This window comes from Novosphingobium sp. CF614, from assembly GCF_900113255.1.
In the GTDB taxonomy this organism is placed as follows: Bacteria; Pseudomonadota; Alphaproteobacteria; order Sphingomonadales; family Sphingomonadaceae; genus Novosphingobium.
The window spans coordinates 34499-53117 of sequence record NZ_FOOR01000011.1; the positions used below are offsets into that span (position 1 = coordinate 34499).

25 protein-coding genes are annotated in these 18619 nt (G+C 64.7%); 15 read left to right on the plus strand and 10 right to left on the minus strand.

Annotation, left to right across the window (positions count from 1 at the left end):
• Positions 1–17: 17 nt before the first annotated feature.
• From lptE to BM052_RS12880, 3 genes are all read left to right on the plus strand, one after another.
• Positions 18–479 (plus strand): LPS assembly lipoprotein LptE, encoded by a 462-nt coding sequence (lptE, locus tag BM052_RS12870; RefSeq protein WP_091147499.1) that lies wholly within the window; start codon positions 18–20, stop codon positions 477–479.
• Positions 480–565: 86 nt separating this feature from the next.
• Positions 566–1621 (plus strand): DNA polymerase III subunit delta, encoded by a 1056-nt coding sequence (holA, locus tag BM052_RS12875; RefSeq protein ID WP_091147501.1) that lies wholly within the window; start codon positions 566–568, stop codon positions 1619–1621.
• A 149-nt stretch (positions 1622–1770) separates the two neighbouring features.
• Positions 1771–3171, plus strand: a complete 1401-nt coding sequence (locus BM052_RS12880) for a sugar transferase (RefSeq protein ID WP_091147504.1) — start codon at positions 1771–1773, stop codon at positions 3169–3171.
• Positions 3172–3466: 295 nt separating this feature from the next.
• Here BM052_RS12880 and BM052_RS12885 read toward each other — a convergent pair whose 3' ends face one another.
• The 3 genes from BM052_RS12885 to BM052_RS12895 are packed head-to-tail and all read right to left on the minus strand — an operon-like array spanning position 3467 to position 5306.
• Complete coding sequence (locus BM052_RS12885; protein ID WP_091147506.1) at positions 3467–4000, minus strand: LptA/OstA family protein; 534 nt, start codon at positions 3998–4000, stop codon at positions 3467–3469.
• Positions 3997–4644 (minus strand): LPS export ABC transporter periplasmic protein LptC, encoded by a 648-nt coding sequence (locus BM052_RS12890; RefSeq protein ID WP_091147508.1) that lies wholly within the window; start codon positions 4642–4644, stop codon positions 3997–3999. Before BM052_RS12890 ends, BM052_RS12885 begins: the two co-directional genes overlap by 4 nt.
• Positions 4645–4682: 38 nt before the next feature.
• Positions 4683–5306, minus strand: a complete 624-nt coding sequence (locus BM052_RS12895; RefSeq protein WP_091147510.1) for a ribonuclease D — start codon at positions 5304–5306, stop codon at positions 4683–4685.
• Positions 5307–5376: 70 nt separating this feature from the next.
• Here BM052_RS12895 and BM052_RS12900 point away from each other — a divergent pair, with 70 nt between their 5' ends.
• Positions 5377–6066, plus strand: coding sequence for a uracil-DNA glycosylase (locus BM052_RS12900; RefSeq protein ID WP_091147512.1), 690 nt, complete (start codon positions 5377–5379; stop codon positions 6064–6066).
• 19 nt (positions 6067–6085) lie between these two features.
• On the opposite strand, the gene BM052_RS12905 is transcribed toward BM052_RS12900, so the two are convergent.
• Positions 6086–6529 carry a CopD family protein gene (locus BM052_RS12905; RefSeq protein WP_091147514.1) on the minus strand — a complete coding sequence of 148 codons (444 nt, stop codon included), beginning with the start codon at positions 6527–6529 and terminating at the stop codon, positions 6086–6088.
• A gap of 61 nt (positions 6530–6590) precedes the next feature.
• Positions 6591–7616, minus strand: coding sequence for a uroporphyrinogen decarboxylase (hemE, locus tag BM052_RS12910; protein WP_091147634.1), 1026 nt, complete (start codon positions 7614–7616; stop codon positions 6591–6593).
• Between the two features lie 337 nt (positions 7617–7953).
• Between hemE and BM052_RS12915 the strand changes: the two genes are divergently transcribed.
• The 10 genes from BM052_RS12915 (at position 7954) to BM052_RS12960 (ending at position 14407) form a co-directional block, all read left to right on the plus strand.
• Positions 7954–8799: a pyruvate, water dikinase regulatory protein gene (locus tag BM052_RS12915; RefSeq protein WP_091147516.1), complete on the plus strand. Its 846-nt coding sequence runs from the start codon at positions 7954–7956 to the stop codon at positions 8797–8799.
• Between the two features lie 19 nt (positions 8800–8818).
• Complete coding sequence (locus BM052_RS12920) at positions 8819–9397, plus strand: Maf family protein (RefSeq protein ID WP_091147519.1); 579 nt, start codon at positions 8819–8821, stop codon at positions 9395–9397.
• A complete protein-coding gene (locus BM052_RS12925; RefSeq protein ID WP_091147522.1) occupies positions 9394–10251 on the plus strand; it encodes a shikimate dehydrogenase family protein in 858 nt (285 codons plus the stop codon). Before BM052_RS12920 ends, BM052_RS12925 begins: the two co-directional genes overlap by 4 nt.
• Entirely contained in the window at positions 10248–10844 is a 597-nt protein-coding gene (gene coaE, locus BM052_RS12930) for a dephospho-CoA kinase (RefSeq protein WP_091147523.1), read from the plus strand. The genes BM052_RS12925 and coaE overlap by 4 nt, the downstream gene beginning before the upstream one ends.
• 50 nt (positions 10845–10894) lie before the next feature.
• Entirely contained in the window at positions 10895–11578 is a 684-nt protein-coding gene (dnaQ, locus tag BM052_RS12935; RefSeq protein ID WP_091147526.1) for a DNA polymerase III subunit epsilon, read from the plus strand.
• A gap of 25 nt (positions 11579–11603) precedes the next feature.
• The gene (gene hpf, locus BM052_RS12940; protein WP_091147527.1) at positions 11604–12188 is read left to right on the plus strand and encodes a ribosome hibernation-promoting factor, HPF/YfiA family; all 585 of its coding nucleotides are present in this window, start codon (positions 11604–11606) and stop codon (positions 12186–12188) included.
• Between the two features lie 117 nt (positions 12189–12305).
• Positions 12306–12767: a PTS sugar transporter subunit IIA gene (locus BM052_RS12945; RefSeq protein ID WP_091147529.1), complete on the plus strand. Its 462-nt coding sequence runs from the start codon at positions 12306–12308 to the stop codon at positions 12765–12767.
• A complete protein-coding gene (locus tag BM052_RS12950) occupies positions 12757–13251 on the plus strand; it encodes a PaaI family thioesterase (protein ID WP_091147531.1) in 495 nt (164 codons plus the stop codon). Before BM052_RS12945 ends, BM052_RS12950 begins: the two co-directional genes overlap by 11 nt.
• Positions 13252–13254: 3 nt before the next feature.
• Complete coding sequence (locus BM052_RS12955) at positions 13255–13596, plus strand: DUF1491 family protein (protein ID WP_091147532.1); 342 nt, start codon at positions 13255–13257, stop codon at positions 13594–13596.
• A 184-nt stretch (positions 13597–13780) separates the two neighbouring features.
• Positions 13781–14407 carry a cell wall hydrolase gene (locus tag BM052_RS12960; protein WP_091147636.1) on the plus strand — a complete coding sequence of 209 codons (627 nt, stop codon included), beginning with the start codon at positions 13781–13783 and terminating at the stop codon, positions 14405–14407.
• Between the two features lie 37 nt (positions 14408–14444).
• On the opposite strand, the gene xth is transcribed toward BM052_RS12960, so the two are convergent.
• The 3 genes from xth to BM052_RS12975 all read right to left on the minus strand — a co-directional run bounded on the left by xth (position 14445) and on the right by BM052_RS12975 (position 16051).
• A complete protein-coding gene (gene xth, locus BM052_RS12965; RefSeq protein WP_177198468.1) occupies positions 14445–15221 on the minus strand; it encodes an exodeoxyribonuclease III in 777 nt (258 codons plus the stop codon).
• A complete protein-coding gene (locus BM052_RS12970) occupies positions 15218–15550 on the minus strand; it encodes a HesB/IscA family protein (RefSeq protein ID WP_091147534.1) in 333 nt (110 codons plus the stop codon). The genes xth and BM052_RS12970 overlap by 4 nt, the downstream gene beginning before the upstream one ends.
• 75 nt (positions 15551–15625) lie before the next feature.
• Entirely contained in the window at positions 15626–16051 is a 426-nt protein-coding gene (locus BM052_RS12975) for a CBS domain-containing protein (RefSeq protein ID WP_091147535.1), read from the minus strand.
• A 215-nt stretch (positions 16052–16266) separates the two neighbouring features.
• On the opposite strand from BM052_RS12975, the gene BM052_RS12980 reads away from it, so the two are divergent.
• A complete protein-coding gene (locus tag BM052_RS12980; RefSeq protein WP_091147639.1) occupies positions 16267–16563 on the plus strand; it encodes a hypothetical protein in 297 nt (98 codons plus the stop codon).
• Between the two features lie 40 nt (positions 16564–16603).
• On the opposite strand, the gene BM052_RS12985 is transcribed toward BM052_RS12980, so the two are convergent.
• Positions 16604–17077 carry a DUF2497 domain-containing protein gene (locus BM052_RS12985; RefSeq protein WP_091147537.1) on the minus strand — a complete coding sequence of 158 codons (474 nt, stop codon included), beginning with the start codon at positions 17075–17077 and terminating at the stop codon, positions 16604–16606.
• Between the two features lie 79 nt (positions 17078–17156).
• A complete protein-coding gene (locus BM052_RS12990; protein ID WP_091147538.1) occupies positions 17157–18617 on the minus strand; it encodes a TolC family outer membrane protein in 1461 nt (486 codons plus the stop codon).
• Between the last annotated feature and the right edge of the window lie 2 nt (positions 18618–18619).

Below are 18619 nucleotides of genomic sequence, written 5' to 3' on the forward strand. Positions count from 1 at the left end.
TGACGCTCGCTGCCACGATGCTTTCGGGATGCGGGCTCAAGCCGATGTACGCCGGGGGCGGCAACGGCGCGGTCGCGCGCGGGCTTTCGGGTGTCCAGGTCGCCGCGATCGATGGCCGCGCCGGCTGGCTGGTGCGCAATGCGCTGGTCGATGAACTCGGGGCCGGGGGCAACGCCGCGCCGCGCTACCGGCTCGACGTGCGGCTTGACGACAAGCTGGAGGGCTTCGCGCTGCTTTCCGACGATACCATCGGCCGCGAACGGCGCACTTTGCGCGCGCGCTACCAGCTTGTCGACCTGGCGAGCGGTGACATCGTGCTCGACGCCACTGCCGGTTCGGACGCGGGCATCGACGTCGTCTCCTCCGACTATGCGACGATCGCCGCCGAGCAGACCGCGCTGGAAAACCTGTCGAAGGACGTCGCCAGCCGCATCGTCACCAGTGTCGCGCTGCGCCTGCGCGGCGATACCCGCCAGTAAGGGCTCGTGGCGTCGTTCCCGGTTGAGCAGGCCTCATTCCCGCTCCCCCGCAGGGGCGGGATCGGCACCCATCGACGAAGCCGCGCATGAAAGCGACTCAGAAGGACTTCGCCGGCCTTGCCGCCCGCGCCGCCCAGCAGGCGCGCGTGTTCTTCTTCTGCGGCCCCGACGAGGCCGGTGCCGGCGATGCGGCGGCACGGATCGTCTCGCTCCTGCCCGACCCCGGCGAGCGGGTCGAGCTCGTGGGCTCGGATCTGCGCAAGGACCCGGTGCGGCTGGGCGACGAGGCACGCTCCAATTCACTGTTCGGCGGCACGCGCCATGTCTGGGTGCGCGCGCAGGGCGACGAGGCGCATGACGCGGTGGAGATCCTGCTCGAGAATGCGGTCGAAGCCTGCCCTGTGCTGATCGTCGCGACCGGTGCCACCGACAAGTCGCGCACCGCCAAGCTGCTGGCGAATCGCGGTGACGGGCTGGTCGCGATGTTCTACCCGCCCGACCTTGGCGCTGTCACCGCTGCGGTAAGGGCCATGGCCAATGCCGCCGGGTTGAAGCTGGGCAGCGAGATCGCCGAACGGATCGCGCGGGCCGGCGGTCTCGACACCCGTATCGCCCGATCCGAAGTAACCAAACTCGCGCTCTATCTGGACGCCTCTCCGGAAACCCCCCGCCCGGTCTCGGCAACCGACCTCGACGCCATCGGCGCGCAGACCGAGGACGATGATTTCATGCCGCTTGTCGATGCCGTACTCGGCGGCCGGCGCGAGGCGATCGCCCCGGAACTCAAACGCATGCGCGAACTGGGGCTCAATCCGGTCGGCCTGCTGCTGGCATTCGAACGCCGCGCCGCGCAGCTAGCCGGGCTTAATGCGCGACTCGGGCAGAATCCGGACGTCGCCAACTTCCTCAAGGCGGAGGCCGGCGCCCGGCGCATCTTCTGGAAAGACCAGCCGGCACTGGGCATCCAGCTCAAGATCTGGCGCGGCCCGCGATTGGAACGACTCGTCGCACGGCTTATTGCCATGCACCAATCGCTTATGCTCAACAGTCAGGATGCGGAGCTGCTTCTGGCCGAGGGTTTGTTAACGATAACAAGAATAGCCTCTGCGGATGTAAAACAACGGATAAAAAGAACGGTCTGACAGATAATGCTTTCCCTGTTGTCTGTTCGCCCGTTAAGTGCGTATACCTATTGCACTGCAGCATGGGCCCGATGCTGCGGGGGCTGCAATAGTTCCTGATCGGGACCGGGGCTTGTGGCGTGACGACGGTAACGGGGAGTGCAGGACCGATGAACGCGCCGTTTGCTGCGCGTGCACTGTTGAAGGAGCGCGCGGAAACCGATGAACTTCTCGTCGCTCCATCGCGGGAGCGACGCCGGCTGCAATGCTACCTGGCCCTTTTCATCGGGGACATTTTCTCGACTGTCGTGGGCTTCAGCGTCACCGGCTATCTCTTTGCCGGCAACGCCGGTCTGTCCGACTCGCTGGTCCATGCGCAGCTGATCCTGCCGATCTACCTGACATTGGCGCTCTACAATGGCTCCTATTCGATCGATTCGCTGCGGGAGAGCTGGTCGGGCATATTCCGCGCGGTGGTCGCCATGGTCATAGCCATGGTCGTCGTCGTCTTCGTGCAGTTCCTCATCCGCCCGGATACGGACGTATCGCGCTCCGTCTTCAACGGCGGTTCGCTCGGCGCGATGTTGCTGATCGCCTGGATGCGCCTGCAACTGCGCGGTTTCGTGGCGTGGCGCTGCGGCGCCAACGTAATCAACGAACTCATCATCGACGATGGCGGGCCGCAAGTGAACTTGCGCGGCTCCATTCGTATCTCGGCCGCCGCGATGGGGCTGCGGCCCAATCTCAACGATCCACACTCGCTCGATCGCCTGGGGCTGGTCCTGCGCAATATCGATCGGGTGATCGTCAGCTGCCCCGCCGGGCGCCGCGCCGACTGGGCGATGATGCTCAAGGGCGCGAATGTCGATGGCGAAGTGCTTGACGACGAGGTCGCCCGCCTTGGCGCCCAGGGCGCGAGGGTTGTCGGCAAGCACGGGCTGCTGCTGGTTTCCGCGGGTCCGCTGGGCCTGCGTGACCGCGCCATCAAGCGCCTGTTCGACGTCGCCTTCGCCGGCTCTGCCATCGTCGCGCTCTCGCCGTTGCTGATCGCGATCGCGATCGCGGTCAAGCTGCAGGACGGCGGGCCGGTATTTTTCATGCAGCGCCGCATGGGGCGCGGCAACCGCTTCTTCAACATGTACAAGTTCCGCTCGATGACACAGGCCCTGTGCGACACGGACGGCAACCAGTCGGCATCGAAGGACGACCAGCGCATCACCCGTGTCGGCCGGTTCATCCGTTCGACCAGCATCGACGAACTGCCGCAGCTGTTCAACGTGCTCCTGGGCGACATGAGCCTGGTCGGTCCGCGCCCGCATGCCACCGGCTCGCTGGCCGGCGACAAGCTGTTCTGGGAAGTGGACTTGCGCTACTGGCAGCGCCATTGCCTCAAGCCCGGCCTCAGCGGCCTGGCCCAGGTGCGCGGCTACCGCGGCGCCACCGACCATGAATCCGACCTGATAAACCGCCTCCAGTCCGACCTCGAATACCTTGAAGGCTGGACCATCATGCGCGACATCCAGATCATCTTCCTGACCCTGCGGGTGCTCGTCCACGACCGCGCGTTCTGATCCGGGGCGGCGCAACACCGCTCTCGATCCAAGGCGCAGACCCCGAAATCCGGATCAAGACCGCTCACCCTGAACCTCTCGAAGGGTGTCAAGCGCCCTGCCCCTCGGCTGGCTCATTGCAGCAGCGATCGGAATTCTTGTTCTCCTTGCCTTCGTCATTGCGAGCCGCCGTAGGCAGTGCGGCAATCCAGAGTGTCGGCCAGGGCGGTTTTGTACTACCCTGGATTGCGTCGGCGGCTTCGCCGCCTCGCGGGTGACGAGGGGGGCGATGAGTCTCGCTTCAAAAGACTTGGTATCAGTTCTTCTTCGGAACGCTGAACGTACCCGAGACGCGTCCGCCGGATGCCGACGACACACCGCTCTTGAGATCAATCACGAAACGTCCGCCGTGCAATGTATCGCCGTTCCCGCGCTTGAGCGTGGCGTTGCCGGTCATGGTGATGATCTTCTGGCCGAAGTCGTAGACACCCACGTCGCCGGTCGCCCGTTCATCGCCACGGGTAACCACCACTCCGCCGCTGGCGGTGATGCGCTGGAGCTGCAGCGAGCCAACATTGGTGAAATTGACGACCGTTCGCGCTGCGCGCAGCCGCAGATCCGCCTGGCGCACATCGACGTTGCCGGAGAGCACGACGCGGTTCTCCTTGTCCTGCAACTCTATGCGATCGGCGGAATAGTCCACCGGGGCATTGGTGTTGTGGCCGGGAAAGACCTGTGCCTCCAGCTGCTGGGAAACGGCCAGGGCAGCCATGCCGAGGAGCGGGACGGCCACCGCCGCGCGCAAGGCCAGCGGGCGAAATGCGGGCAGGCGCGGGAGACGAAGCGTCATTGGGGTATCCTCAACTTCCCCGGCGTCATGTGCAACCGGGCGTTGCCTTCCAGGGTGACCGTGCGGTTTTCCAGGTCGGCTGTCATCGAATCGGCGCGGAACGTTCCGGTCAGCACCGTACCCTCGATACCGCCCGAACCAACCGCGACTTTCCGTTTGACGTCGACAGCCACGTTGCGTGTCGACATGCGATAGCCGTCGGGCGCGGCCAACTGGACAGGTCCGGAAATGGCGATCTTCTCGGTATCGTAATTGTAGGCACCACGCGGTGCCGCAACTTGGGCGAGCCCGTCGTTCAGGCTGATCCGCGCGGAAAGATCCAGCATTTCGACTATCGGAATGGTGGCCGATTGCTGCACCGCTGTGCCCGCCGTCACCACGAAGCCGCGCCCGCGATCGTCCTGCCCTCGATAAGAGGCATCCTCAAGCTTGATGCGTTCATTGGTCATCGCCACCTTGTTGCGATCGAGCAGGAAGCTGATCTCGCCGCGCGGCGATAGCGGCATCAGGATCATCACCGCACTCACCAGGCCGACCGCGGCGGGCAGCGCTTTGGCCAGGAAGCCGACCAGCCGGTCATGCGAACCGCCGGGCGCGGCAAAGTGCCGGCGGCGGTTGCGGATCTGGATGGCTTCCACCGACATCGGCGATCAGGCTCCGGTGTGATTCGAAGGCCGGCGGGTCAGGCGGCTTCGTGGCTGAAGATGTCATGGTCGGGCCAGCCGGCAAGGTCCAGCCGTGCCCGAGCGGGCAGGAAGTCGAAGCAGGCCTGGGCCAACTGGGTGCGCTTCTCACGGGCAAGACGCTCGACCAGGATCGCGTGCATGGCATGGAGATAGCGCACGTCCGAAGCAGCATAATCCTTCTGCGCGTCAGTCAGCTCGCGCGCGCCCCAGTCGCTCGACTGCTGCTGCTTGGATACTTCCTTGCCCAGCAGCTCGCGCACCAGATCCTTCAGGCCATGGCGGTCGGTATAAGTGCGCACCAGCTTGCTGGCGATCTTGGTACAGAACACCGGCGCGGCCATGACGCCCAGGTAATGTTCGATCGCGGCAAGGTCGAAGCGGGCAAAGTGATAGAGCTTGAGCCGCCCCGGGTCAGCCAGCACGGCCTTGAGGTTGGGCGCGGCATAGCTGCTGCCGGGGGCGAAGCGCACCAGGTGCTCATCGCCCAGGCCATCGGAAATCTGCACCACGCACAGCCGGTCACGCGGGGTAATCAACCCCATCGTCTCGGTGTCGATGGCGACAGACCCGGGTGCGAGCACGCCTTCGGGGAGATCTTCTTCGTGGAGATGGACAGCCATGGTCCGGAAATGCTTAGGGACTAGGCACGTGTTTCGCAATGGGCGCCGGTATTTTCGGGAGGCTTAGGGCATGACTGCAACAGGCGGCACGCAAGCTGTCCCGCCCAGCTGGCAGCCGGTGTTGACGCCGGTACTGGCGAGCGCAGAGGCGCGCCGGCTTGGCGGCTGGCTCAAGACGGAGGAAGCGGCGGGCAAGCGCATCTATCCCCCGCGCGGCAGCCGGCTGCGCGCGCTGGAACTGACTCCGCTGGATTCGGTGAAAGTGGTGATTCTGGGGCAGGACCCCTACCATGGCGCCGGGCAGGCCCATGGCCTCGCCTTCTCCGTGCGGGAGGGAGTCAGGATGCCCCCCTCGCTGGTCAATATCTACAAGGAACTGGCGAGCGACTGCGGAGTGACCCCGCCGCGTCACGGCAACCTGGAACACTGGGCGCGCCAGGGCGTGCTGCTGCTCAACAATGCGCTCACGGTGCAGGAGGGACAGGCCGGATCACACCAGAACCGGGGCTGGGAAGCGATCACCGATGCCGCGGTCGCCGCGGTCGCAGCCAAGCCGGAACCATGCGTTTTCCTGCTCTGGGGCAGTCATGCCAGGAAAAAGGCGATGCGCGTGCCTGGCCTTGCCTCAAGCCACCACCTGGTGCTGACCGCGCCGCATCCCAGCCCGCTGTCGGCCCACGCGGGCTTCTTCGGCTGCCGCCACTTCAGCCGCGCGAACGCGTTCCTGAAAGCCCATGGGCGCGAGGCGATCGATTGGTAAAGCCGGTGCCAGCCTCCTTCTAGAAGGGTTTCACCACCACCAACACCACGATCACCGCCACCGCCAGCCCGGGAACCTCGTTGAGCAGGCGCAGCGTCTTGCCGACCAATGGCCGTTCGCCTTTGGCCAGCTTCTTCGCATAACCCACCAGCCAGCCGTGATAGCCCGTCAATGCGACGACAAAAAGCAGCTTGGCGTGAAGCCATGGTGCGACCCACCAGTTTCCCGCACTGGCCAGCGCAATGCCGAAGACCCAGGCCGCGATCAGCGATGGCGTCAGGATGATCTTGCGCAGCTTCGCCTCGCGGTCGATCCAGCGCACCTCTTCGGCCGAACCACGCTCTGCTTCCTGATGGTATACGAAATAGCGCGGCAGCATGAACAGGCCGGCCATCCAGAAGATCACGAAGATGATATGCCCGGCCTTCAGCCAGAGATAGGTGGTCTGCAAGATCTGCTCCATGAGGTCATCCTGTCAGCGCCTCTCGCCGGAGCGAGGCGGCTTCCGTCTGTTTCGATCCCTGTCAGTGCTCCCAGGCTCGCACTGTCGCAAGGAGCCGCTCGACGTTTTCGATCGGCGTATGCTGGCCGATGCCATGGCCGAGGTTGAACACATGGGGACGTCCGGCAAAGGCATCAAGCACGCGGCGGGCCTCTCCGTCCAGTTCCTCGCCGCCCGAAAGCAGCAGCAGCGGGTCGAGATTGCCCTGTACCGGAAGCCCTTCCGGCAATGTGGTGGCCGCCCAGAACGGATCGATGGTTTCATCCACCCCTATCGCGTCGATGGCCGTTTCGCGCGCGTAAGCCGCCAGCTTCTCACCGGATCCCTTGGGAAAACCGATGACCGGCGTTTCCGGATGGCGCGCCTTTACGGCTGCGACGATCGCCGCATTGGGTGCGATCACCCACTTTTCGAACTGCGCCGGAGCAAGGCTGCCCGCCCAGGAATCGAACAGCTGCACCGCCTCCGCGCCCGCGTCGATCTGGCCCGAGAGATAGTCCACGGTTACCGACACCACTGCGTCGATGATCGCCTGGAAGGCACCCGGATCGCGATAGGCCATGGCACGGGTCTCATGCTGGTCACGGCTGCCTTCGCCCGCAACCATGTAGGTCGCGACCGTCCAGGGCGAGCCGGCAAAACCCAGCATGGTTTTATCCACAGGCAGCGCGGCGCGCACTTTCCCGACGGTTTCGTAGATCGGCGTGAGCCGCGCGGGCACTTCGTTCAGACCCCCGAGGGTGTGATCGACCAGCCTTGGGGATAGTTTCGGCCCCTCGCCAACCAGGAACTGCAGATCCTGCCCCATGGCGTAAGGCACGATCAGGATGTCGGAGAACAGGATCGCCCCGTCGAACCCGAAACGACGGATCGGTTGCAACGTGATCTCTGCCGCCGCGTCGGTATCGTAGACCAAGGCCAGGAAGCCGCCCTTCTCCGCCCGCAGCGCCCGGTACTCCGGCAGGTAGCGTCCGGCCTGGCGCATCAGCCAGATGGGGCGCCTGTTCGCATTCTCGCCACGCAGCGTGTTCAGGAGGAGGCCGGGCATCGCGTCTTTCATCCAATCAAAATAATATAAGATTCTTATAAAGGTTGATGGAGTCTGTTGGTCCTGTGGATAGTGGGGACGAGCGCGCCTTGCCCGATTTGTCCCGGAATGAACAGGGTGAAGTGGCCCGGGCGACTCCCGTGTCGGGCGTGGTCAAGCGAAGGTTGTCTGCCTTGTCCACAGGCTGTGGAACGGGCCTGCCGGCTGTCCACAACCTGGGCGGTGGAATCGCGGTAAGGGGCATGAAATGCGCCTCGCGAGTTGTCACCGGAACGCTCCCGTGGTTTATGCCGATAGATATCCACAAGCAGTCAGACCTTCTCGCGGACCCCTTTTCATGGCGCGATTCCACCTGCATCTCCTTTCCGATTCCACCGGCGAAACGCTGGAGATGATCGCCAAGGCCGCGCTTGCCCAGTTCGACGATTCCGATGTGCTACGGCACTTCTGGCCGATGGTGCGATCCCAGCAGCATCTCGATCGGATCATGGGCGAGATCGCCGCCAACCCGGGCCTGGTTTTCTTCACCCTCGTTAATGAGGAGACGCGCGGCCGGCTTGAGGAACGGTGCCAGACGCTGGGCCTGCCGGCGATCGCGGTGCTCGACGGCGTGACCGACGCGCTCGAGGCGCTGCTCGGACAGGAGGCCAAGGGCCGCCCGGGTCGCCAGCACCGGCTCGACGATGCCTATTTCGCCCGGGTCGACGCGATCCAGTTCACCATCGCCCATGATGACGGCGTTGCCTGGGAGGACTGGGAGGATGCCGACATCGTGCTGGCCGGGGTATCGCGCACCAGCAAGACGCCGACCAGCATCTATCTTGCCAATCGTGGCTACAAGGTCGCGAATATTCCCATCGTGGTGGAAAGCCCGCCGCCTCCCGCGCTGTTCGGGCTCAAGCGGCCGATGGTGGTGGGCCTGACCACCGCGCCGGAGCGGCTGATCCAGGTCCGCCGCAATCGCCTGCTCTCGCTCAGCCAGTCTCCCGATACCGACTATGTCAACAACGACAAGGTGGAGAGCGAGGTGAAATATGCCCGGCGCATGTTCGCTGACAATTCCTGGCCGGTGATTGACGTCACGCGCCGCTCGATCGAAGAGACCGCCGCAGCCGTCATCAACCTCTACAATGAGCGCAAGGCCGCTGGCGAACAGGGCCAGGTGGGCCCCAAGCCGATTTGAACCCGGGTAAATTAACTGAATGATCGTCCTTGCATCCCAGAGCGCATCGCGCCGCGCCATGCTCGAAGCCGCCGGCATTGGTTTCCGCGCCCAGCCGGCCCATGTCGACGAGCGCGCCATCGAAACGGCGCTGGAAGGCGCGCCGCCCGCCGAAATCGCGCTGGAACTCGCCAAGGCCAAGGCGCTCGCCGTTTCCGCGCCGGGTGAGCTGGTGCTGGGAAGCGATTCGCTGGTTGCGTGCCAGGGCCGGCGGTTCGACAAGCCGGAATCGCGCGCGCAGGCCGCCGAGCACCTGCGCTTTTTTTCCGGCAGGATCATGGACCTGCACAGCGCGGCGGCACTGGTGCGGGACGGCGAAGTGCTCTGGGCCGGGCCGTCGCTTGCGCGGCTGCATGTCATCCCCCTCTCCGATGCCTTCATCGACAGCTATCTCGATGCCGAGTGGCCCGAAGTCGCGGGCTGTGTCGGCGTGTTTCGGATCGAGGCGCGCGGAGTGCAGCTGTTTGAAAGGATCGAAGGCGATTATTTCACCATCTTAGGCATGCCGTTGCTGCTGGTGCAGGCGGCGCTGCGCAAGCTGGGAGTGATGCCACAGTGAGCGTTCCTTACGCCGAAGTGATCGGCGATCCGATCGCCCAGTCCAAGTCGCCGGCGATCCACAACTTCTGGCTGGGCAAGCTGGGTATCGCCGGCCGTTACGACCATTGCCTGGTCAGGCTGGAAGGCCTTGGCGACTATCTTGCGACGCGCCGCGCGGACGCCGATTGGCGCGGCTGCAACGTTACCATGCCGCATAAGCTGGCGATCGTCCCTTTGCTCGATCGGCTGGACTCGCTCGCGGCGCGGATCGGGGCGGTCAACACGGTGGTGCGGGAAGCCGACGGGACGTTGACCGGCCATAACACCGATGCACCCGGTTTCCTCGAACCCTTGCGGCCGGAACTGGCGAAGACGCATTTGTTCCGCATGGCCCGGGTACTGGGCACCGGCGGCGCGGCGCGGGCGATAGTGGCCGCACTGGCGGCGGAGCACTTCGTGATCGTGCTGGCCGGGCGTGATCCGGACAAGGCGCGGGCCATGCTGGACGAGCTTGCCCCCGGCACCGACCATCACGCCATCGATCTCACTCATTTCAGCGATCCCACCGACTTCGCCTTCGACGACCGCGAGGGTTGCCTGGACCTGATCGTCAATGCCAGTCCGCTCGGCATGGCCGGCCAGCCCCCGCTCGCCTTCGATTTCAGCCATGCGCCGCCCGGCAGCCTGGTCTATGATATCGTCACCAGCCCGCTCGACACGGCGTTTTTGCGGGGCGCGCGAACCGCCGGCTTCACAACGATCGACGGGCTTTCCATGCTGATCGGCCAGGCCGACGCTGCTTTCGCGCATTTCTTCGGCACCAGGCCCCCGCGTGAGCACGATGCGGCGCTGCGGGCGCTGATCCTGTCATGACCTCCCGGAAAGTCCTTGGCCTTACCGGTTCGATCGGCATGGGCAAGTCCACCGTTGCGGGCATGTTTCGCGAGCTTGGCGTGCCGGTGTTCGATGCCGACGCGGCGGTTCACGCCTTGCAGGGTCCGGGCGGCGCCTTGCTCGCCGCGATCGAGTCGGAATTTCCCGGCACCACTGGACCGCTGGGTGTCGACCGGCAAAAGCTTGGCGCGGCGGTCTTCGGGGACCCAGGAAAGCTCGCGCGACTCGAGCGAATCGTTCACCCCGCCGTAGGCGCGATGCGCGGCGATTTCCTTCGCGAAAACGCGGGGGCGCCGCTGATCGTTTTCGACGTTCCGCTGCTCTACGAAAAAGGCGGTCAGGCGGGGCTTGATGCGGTGGCCGTAGTGTCCGCTCCGGCCGCGCAGCAACGCCAGCGGGTGCTTGCGCGGCCGGGCATGACGTCCGAAAAATTCGAGCAGATTCTGGCACTTCAGGTGCCGGACGCGGAAAAACGCGCGCGCGCCGATTTCGTCATCGATACCGGGGGATCGCTCGAAGCGACGCGCGATCAGGTGGCCGGCATCGTGCGGACGCTGACACGAGCGGAATAATCGCTGGCAGCCCCTTGCGTCCGGGCCTTTGCAGGCAGATATGAAAAGGGATGCGAGAGATCATCTTCGATACCGAAACGACCGGTTTCGACCCGAAAAACGGGGATCGAATGGTAGAAATCGGCTGCATCGAGATGGTCAACCGGGTTGTCACCAACCGGACCTTCCATGCCTATTTCAATCCCCAGCGCCCGATGCCTGCCGAGGCGGAGGCGGTGCACGGCCTGTCCGACGCTTTCCTGGCCGACAAGCCGCTGTTTTCCGAACTGGCGCGGGAATTCCTTGAATTCATCGCGGACAGCCCGATGGTGGCGCACAACGCCGGGTTCGATTTCAACTTCATCAACGCCGAACTGGCGCTGTGCGGCTTGCCGGCGGTCGGCCGCGATCGCATGGTCGATACCGTCGCGCTCGCCAAAGTGCGCCATCCCGGCGCCAAGCTTTCGCTCGACGCACTGTGCACCCGCTACGGCATAGACCGCAGCCACCGCACCAAGCATGGCGCCTTGCTCGATGCCGAGCTGCTCGCCCAGGTCTATGTGGAGCTGTGCGGCGGGCGCCAGATCGGCCTTGAGCTGGTTGCCGAAACCACCGAAATCGTGACGGAAATCAAGGTTCTCGTTCGAAAGGACCGTATCTATCGTCAGCCGCGCCCACACGCGGCCACCGAGGAGGAACTCGCCGCGCACGCGGAGTTTCTCAAGTCGGTCGATACCCCGCTCTGGGGTGCATGAACTCTAGCACAAGGAGAATTCGCCCATGGAAATCCGCGTCTCCGGTCACCAGGTCGATACTGGCGAGGCCTTGCAGATCCACACCAGTGCACGACTGACGGCGATCATAGAAAAGTACTTCAGCCGGGCGCTGTCGTCGCATGTGACGTTCGGGCGGGCTCCGGCCGGGGCCTTTCGCTGCGACATCATCATGCATGTCATGCAGAACCTTGTGCTGAAGGGCACCGGCATGGCGCAGGACGCGCACCTTTCGCTCGACCAGGCGGCTGAGAAGATCGACAAGCAATTGCGCCGCTACAAGCGCCGGCTCAAGGATCGGCACGAGCAGGCCGCCTATGCGATGGCGGTGGAAGACGCGGCCTACGAAGAAGCAGCCTACACGATCTTCGAAGAACCGGCGGGCGACCACGAGGAAGAGTTCGAAGCGGACGCGCCGGTTGTCATCGCCGAGACTCGTGTCGACGTTCCCGAGGCGACCGTTTCGGACGCGGTCATGATGCTCGACTTGCGCAATACCACGGCTCTTCTGTTCAAAAATGCTGGCACTGGACGCCATAATATGGTTTATCGCCGCGGCGACGGTTCGATCGGCTGGGTCGAACCGCACTGACGCCCCTGGCGGCGTTGCATATTTCTGATCGGAGGAGAGGAAAAGGCTCCCGGTTCGCCGGGAGTTTGGGGGCATGCCATCATTGAACATCAGTCAAATCCTAGAATCAGAAGCGATATGAGCGGTCTTTTCACACTGCTGCCCGAGGCCGTCATCACGGTGAGCGCGGACAGCAAGGACATTATCCTGGGGCGGCTCGCGAAGCTGTTCGCCGAGGTCTACGATCTGGATCGCGATGCGGTTCTTGAGCGTGTGGTCGAGCGGGAAGGGCTGGGCAGCACGGGCTTCGGACGCCGTATCGCAATCCCGCATGCCCGCATGCCCGGGCTCGGCCGACCGGTCGCCGCGTTCATGCGCCTGGAATCACCGGTCGAGTTCGATGCCGCCGATGGGATGCCGGTCGATCTCGTCTTCGGCCTGCTTTCTCCCGACGGCGCGGGAGCCACGCACCTTCACGCCCTGGCGGCGATCTCGCGCTTGATGCGTGACGAGCGGATGCGTGAAGCGCTGCTGGCGGCCCCGGGGCCGGAAGTGCTCTACAGCCTGCTGAGCAATGTCATCGACCGCGATGCCGCTTGACCTGAAGCCCGGCACGGCGCCGGATGTTTCCGGCGCCGACCTGCATTGGCGTGCGCTGGAGGGGCTCTATGCTTCCGCGCCGATCAACCACAAGTTCCGCTCCGTGCTGGAGATTGTCGGCGAGGGGCTTTCGCGCATCACGTTCACGGTCGAGCCGGATTGCTTTCACGCCGCCGGTGCCGCGCACGGCACGATCTATTTCAAGATGCTCGACGACGCCGCGTTCTATGCGGCCAATACGCTTGTCACCGACCGTTTCCTGCTGACCACGTCCTTCAACCTGCACCTGAGCAAGCCGATCAAGGGTGGCAGCATCGTAGCCGAGGGCCACTGGGTGAGCGGTCGCCGCCGGGTCCTCGTCGCGGAATCGCGGCTGGTCGATGAGGAGGGTGAAGAAGTCGGGCGCGGCACTGGAACCTTCATGCGTTCGCGCGTCGCGCTATCGAGCCTGCCCGGTTATTCGGGTCGGCGGCCGGCGTCCTGAACCTTGGCATCGCGCCTTCCGGCCCATCTTGAAGTCGCGGCGCTGATTCGCAGCGTCGAGGCCGAGGGCGGCTTTGCCGCGGTGCTCAGCAAGGGTGAACGCGATGCCGGCGCGATCATGGTCGTGCTGACCGAAAAAGGCGGGAAGGCGCGCGCCTATGAGCGTATGCCGCAGTTGGATGGAACCCGTGCCTGGTCCTGCTCGAAGGAACAGGATATTGAAAACAAGCAGGAATTCTCAGAGTATCTGACGCGCAGAAGTGCCCAGGATCCGGATTTGTGGATCATCGAGTTGGACGTCGCGCAAGGCGAACGGTTCATCGGGCTCACCGGCGAAATTAGTTGACTGGTAAGGAATGCGGGCTAAGGGGCCCTTCGCAAGCGCGGAAGCGGCATGGGCGACACTTCGGTTTCCCGGCTAGCACGCAGACGGGGAATCGTCGGCAGGCGTGAACAGAGGTTGAACGCGGTATCGCGGTGCTCTGTTCCAGCCTGTGTCGGACTGGTTCACCGCCCTCGATCAAGACATAATGCGAAGCAAGGTTCAGTGGGCAAGCGCGATCGCGCTGGCCGCAACGGTTTTGACCCTGCTATTCAGTGCCCAGGGTTCGGGCGCGGTCGCATCGGACATGGTTCCGATCCTGACCAAACGGGAACCCGCCGTGGAATTCGTTTCCCAGCCGGTTGTCCAGCCCCTTCCCGCCGAAGCCGTGGCAGAAGCGCCGGCGGATAGCCTCATCAACGCAACCTCGCTTTCGCAGCTGGTTTCGCGGCAGGCGATCCCGCAGCCGCTGAGCGGCGAGATGCGCTGCCTTGCCGGGGCAATCTATTTCGAGGCACGCGGCGAATCGCTTGAAGGCCAGCTCGCGGTTGGCCGCGTAATCGTCAATCGAGCGGAATCCGGGCGTTTCCCCGGCAGCTATTGCGGGGTCGTCTACCAGCCATCGCAATTTTCCTTCGTGCGCGGCCGCGCGATGCCGGCGATCCGCGAGAGTTCGCGCGACTGGCACGAGGCCCTGGCGATCGCGCAGATCGCCCACGACGGCAGTTGGAAGACTCCGGCGAAGGGTGCGCTGTTCTTCCACGCCGCCAGCGTCTCGCCGAACTGGCGCCTGACGCGCCTGGCGCGCGTCGATAACCACATCTTCTATCGCTGAGGAGCGGAAGGGACGTTCAAACGGCCCCTTCCCCGCTTCAATCCCTGAACTGCACCCACACCGGCGCGTGATCGCTGGCCTTCTCGCGGCCCCGATGGATCTTGTCGACGCCGCAGGCGACCAGGCGGTCGGCAAGCTCGGGCGAGAGCAGGGCGTGATCGATGCGAAAGCCATGGTCGCGCTGCCAGGCGCCGGCCTGGTAATCCCAGTAAGTCCACACGCCGCCGCGCGGATTGTGAGTCGCCAGGGCGTCCGTCCAGCCATCGCCGAGCAGTCGGAACCAGGCATCGCGCGATTCGCTTTGCATGAGCGCATCGGCGGCCATGGCCGGCGGCGACCAGACGTCCTGGTCGGTTGGGATCACATTGTAGTCCCCGGTGACGATCGCCGCCACTTCCTCGGCCTTGATCGCGGCCATGCGGTGGCGCAGCCGCTGCATCCAGCGCAGCTTGTAATCGAACTTGGGGCCGGGCACCGGATTGCCGTTGGGCAGATAGATGCACACCACGCGCAGGCCGAGGACATCGGCTTCGAGGTAGCGCGAATGATCGTCCTCGGGCTCTCCGTCGAGCCCGCGCTGCACTTCGACGGGCTGCTCGCCATCGGCCAGGATGGCGACGCCGTTGAAACCCTTCTGGCCGTGCCAGATTCCCTTGTAACCCAGCTTCTCGAACTCGGCGATCGGAAAGCCTTCGTCCTGCGACTTGATCTCCTGCAGGCAGGCCACAGCCGGGCGAGTCTCTTCAAGCCATTCGAGCAGGCGCGGCAGGCGCGCCTTGACACCGTTGATATTGAACGTGGCGACTTTTTTCACACCGAGAAGCTCGATCCGCAGCCGCAGCCGGCCGCCGCGTTGGGATTCTCGACCCGGAACGCCGCGCCGCCCAGCGATTCGACGAAATCGACGATGCAGCCCTGGACGAGGTCGAGGCTGACCGGGTCGACGACCAGCTTCACCCCATCGGTCTCCGCGACCGAATCTTCCGTCTCCGGCGCATCGGCCAGGCCGAACTTGTACTGGAAGCCGGAGCATCCGCCGCCTTCGACGGATAGGCGCAGGATCGCTGGCTTGCCTTGTTTGTCGGCAATCGTGGCAATGCGGGCGGCCGCGGAGGGGCTGAGCGTCAGGCTGTGCTGGTCCATGCCTGGAATGTAAGCGTCCCGACACCGCGCGGCAAGGCGCGAGCCGCCCTCGAGAACATGGAGATCGAAGACGGCCTATGCCATCTGGATGTAATCGCGCATCGCCGCGGCTTCGGATTCGACCTTGTCGATCCGGTACTTCACAAGATCGCCGATCGAGACGAAGCCGACCATGCGCCCGCCATCCACCACGGGAAGATGACGGATCCGTCGCCGGGTCATGAGCGCCAGCGCGGTGAGGACCGGGGTGGCCGGCTCGACCGTGACGGGCGGCGCGGTCATGACCTTGCCGACGGGCATGGTCAGCATCTCCGGCCCGAATTCGTGCAGGCGATAGATCACGTCGCGTTCGGAAAAGATGCCGGCGATCGAACCATCTTCCATGACCGGCAGCGCGCCGATGCGGCGCTGCGCAAGAATGCCCGCCGCCTCGTGCACGGTGGTGGAGACGTCGCAGGTAAGCACGGTGTCGCGGCCTTCGATAAGGCGCCCAATTGTCATCGTCGGACTCTCCCTGTTTTTTGATCGATCCTGTCGTTTGCGGACGGGACCTGGGAAGAATACCACAAGCCGGGCTGATCCGCTACTTCGGCCGCTTGCCCAGGTCGGGGACGAGCCGCAGGCCGGTGGGGCGCGATACTGGACGACAGTCACGTTTGGCCCACCGGTCACGATTCTCTTGCGGGCGGGCGCCGCAAGCCTCACATGGAATGGCGATGACACCCCCTTCACCCCTCGATGATCCCAGGAACGCGGCGCATGCCTGGGCGCGCTATCTGCGGATCATGCGCTGGATGATGATGGTGACGATAGGCCTCGTCGCTGTCGCCGTGGCCCTGTTGTACCGCTCCAACGGCATGGTCCCGATCCACTTCTACATCGCGGCCGCGCTCGGCGTCGGTTTTACGATGTTGCTGGCATCGGCGCTGATGGGACTGATGTTCCTTTCGAGCGGAACAGGACACGACGAATGCATCGTCGATCCGCTGGAGGATGAAAACTCGCTCAGGTAGCATGGTTTCCCGGGCCCGAAGTCGGCCCGAAACGGCGTGCTCAGCCCTTTTTGCCGACTATCCGCGCGATTTCCGCCGCGACCAAGCGTTCGACCAGCGGAGGCAGGTTCTTGTCGAGCCACTCGGCGAGCGCCGGGCGCAGCAGCTCGCGGGTCAGGCCTTCGAGCGATGTCTCGCCCGAGCGGACGATCTGCGGCGGCATGCTGGGTTCGGACAGCATGGCGAGCGCGGCGAGCGATTCGCGCATGGAGTTGCGCACTTCGGCATGGACGAGCGCCGGTTCCGCGTCGTCCTCTTCGAAATCGCTCTCCAGCTGCGCGGTCTCCGGCAGTTCGAGCACGTCTTCCTCGGGTTCCGGCTCGGGTTCCGGTGCGGATGCGGCCGAGCCTTCCGGTACGCCCTTGGTCGCGCGGCGCTGACGTTCGATGCGTGCGCTTGTCCGGTTGTCGCTGGCAATGACCTGCTTGATCGACTGGAGGATCTCCTCGACCGAAGGTTCACCGTTCTGACGCATTCCAACAGTCCCCCAGTCATATCCGGACGCCACATCCAGATGTAAGGCATGCACCGGCCGGTCCCGAATCGGGCGATGCCTATTGGGCGGGAATGTTCCCGTCCTGCGCCGGCGTGTCAACGGTGCGGGCCGATCGCGCGACGGGCGCCGGATCGTCATCCCAGTCGAAAACCTTGCGACGCACCCGTTCATAGTTGATTTCGGGATCGTAGAGAATGTCGCTGTCGAGGTTGAGATCGCGCGCCTCTGCCTTGCCCATCGCGGCGAGCAGGTTGAAGCCGGCTACATAGGCATTGCGCCGCGCCGTCACCAGGCGGACCTGCGCGTTCAGCGATTCCTGCTCGGCATTGAGGATATCGAGGATCGTGCGATTGCCGACCGAGTTTTCCGCCCGCACGCCCTCAAGGCTGAGCGCGGCGGCGTCGACCGCGACTTGCGAGGAGCGGATGACGTCGTTTGCCGCCAGCCACGAGCTGTAGGCCGAACGCACTTGCGCGATCACTCCGCGCTCGGTCGCGATCTCGTTCTCCAGGGTCGCCGAGGCCTGGGCCTGGGCCTGGCGGCGCTGCGCCGCGGGCAGGCCGCCCTGGAAGATCGGGATCGAGATCTGCGCGCCGGCCTGGGCAGTCTTCTCGGTCTGGGCAAAGGCTGCCGCGCTGGATCCGCCCAGGGTATCGAAATAATTGTTGTAAGCGCCCGAGGCAAAGAGGCTGACGCGCGGCAGGCGGCCCGCCCCGGCCACGTCGATATCCTTGTCGGCCGCCTTGGTCTGTTCGCGCGCGGCGATCAGGTCCGGATTGCTCTCAAGTGCGATGTCGACGGCGTTTTCGGGTGAGGCCGGCAGGTTCGGCAGCGGTGGCGGCGCCTCCAGGGCTTCGGGCGCCTTGCCGATTAGCTGGATGTAGGCCTCGCGCGCGGCGGCCAGGTTGGCTTCGGCGGTGCGGGCATCGCTCTGCGCCAGCGCGAGACGCGATTGGGACTGGGCGACATCGGTGCGAGTGACGTCGCCGATTTCGAAACGGTCGGTGGTCGCCTGGAGATTGACGGTCAGGACATCGACGTTCTTGCGGTTGAGCCCGACGATCGCCTCGTTCTGGATCACATCCATGTAGGCGGCGACAACCGCGGCGAAAATGTCGCTTTCGGTGCCGCGCAGGCTTGCCTGGCCAGCCTCGACCCGGAATTTCGCCGCCTTGACCTGGTTCTTCACCGCGCCGCCGGAATAGATCGGCACGCCCAGGTTCGCGCCGAGCGACAGCGTGCGCGCGGGGCTGGTGAAGGAATTCGGACTGCGCTTCAGGAATTCGGTGTAGCTGGCATCCGTACTGGCGCTGGGCAGGCCCGATGCGCGGGCGATCGGCACGTTTTCGTCTATCCCGCGCTGCTGGGCGCGCGCGGCTTCGAGCGAGGGATTGGTCTGGTAGGCCGCGATCAGTGCCTCGCGGAGCGTATCCGCCCTCGCGGTCATGCCGCCGGTTGCCGCGAACGTTGCCGACAGCAGGGCAGCACTCGCCAGCAGCCGGCGGGCGGACCGGGACATGC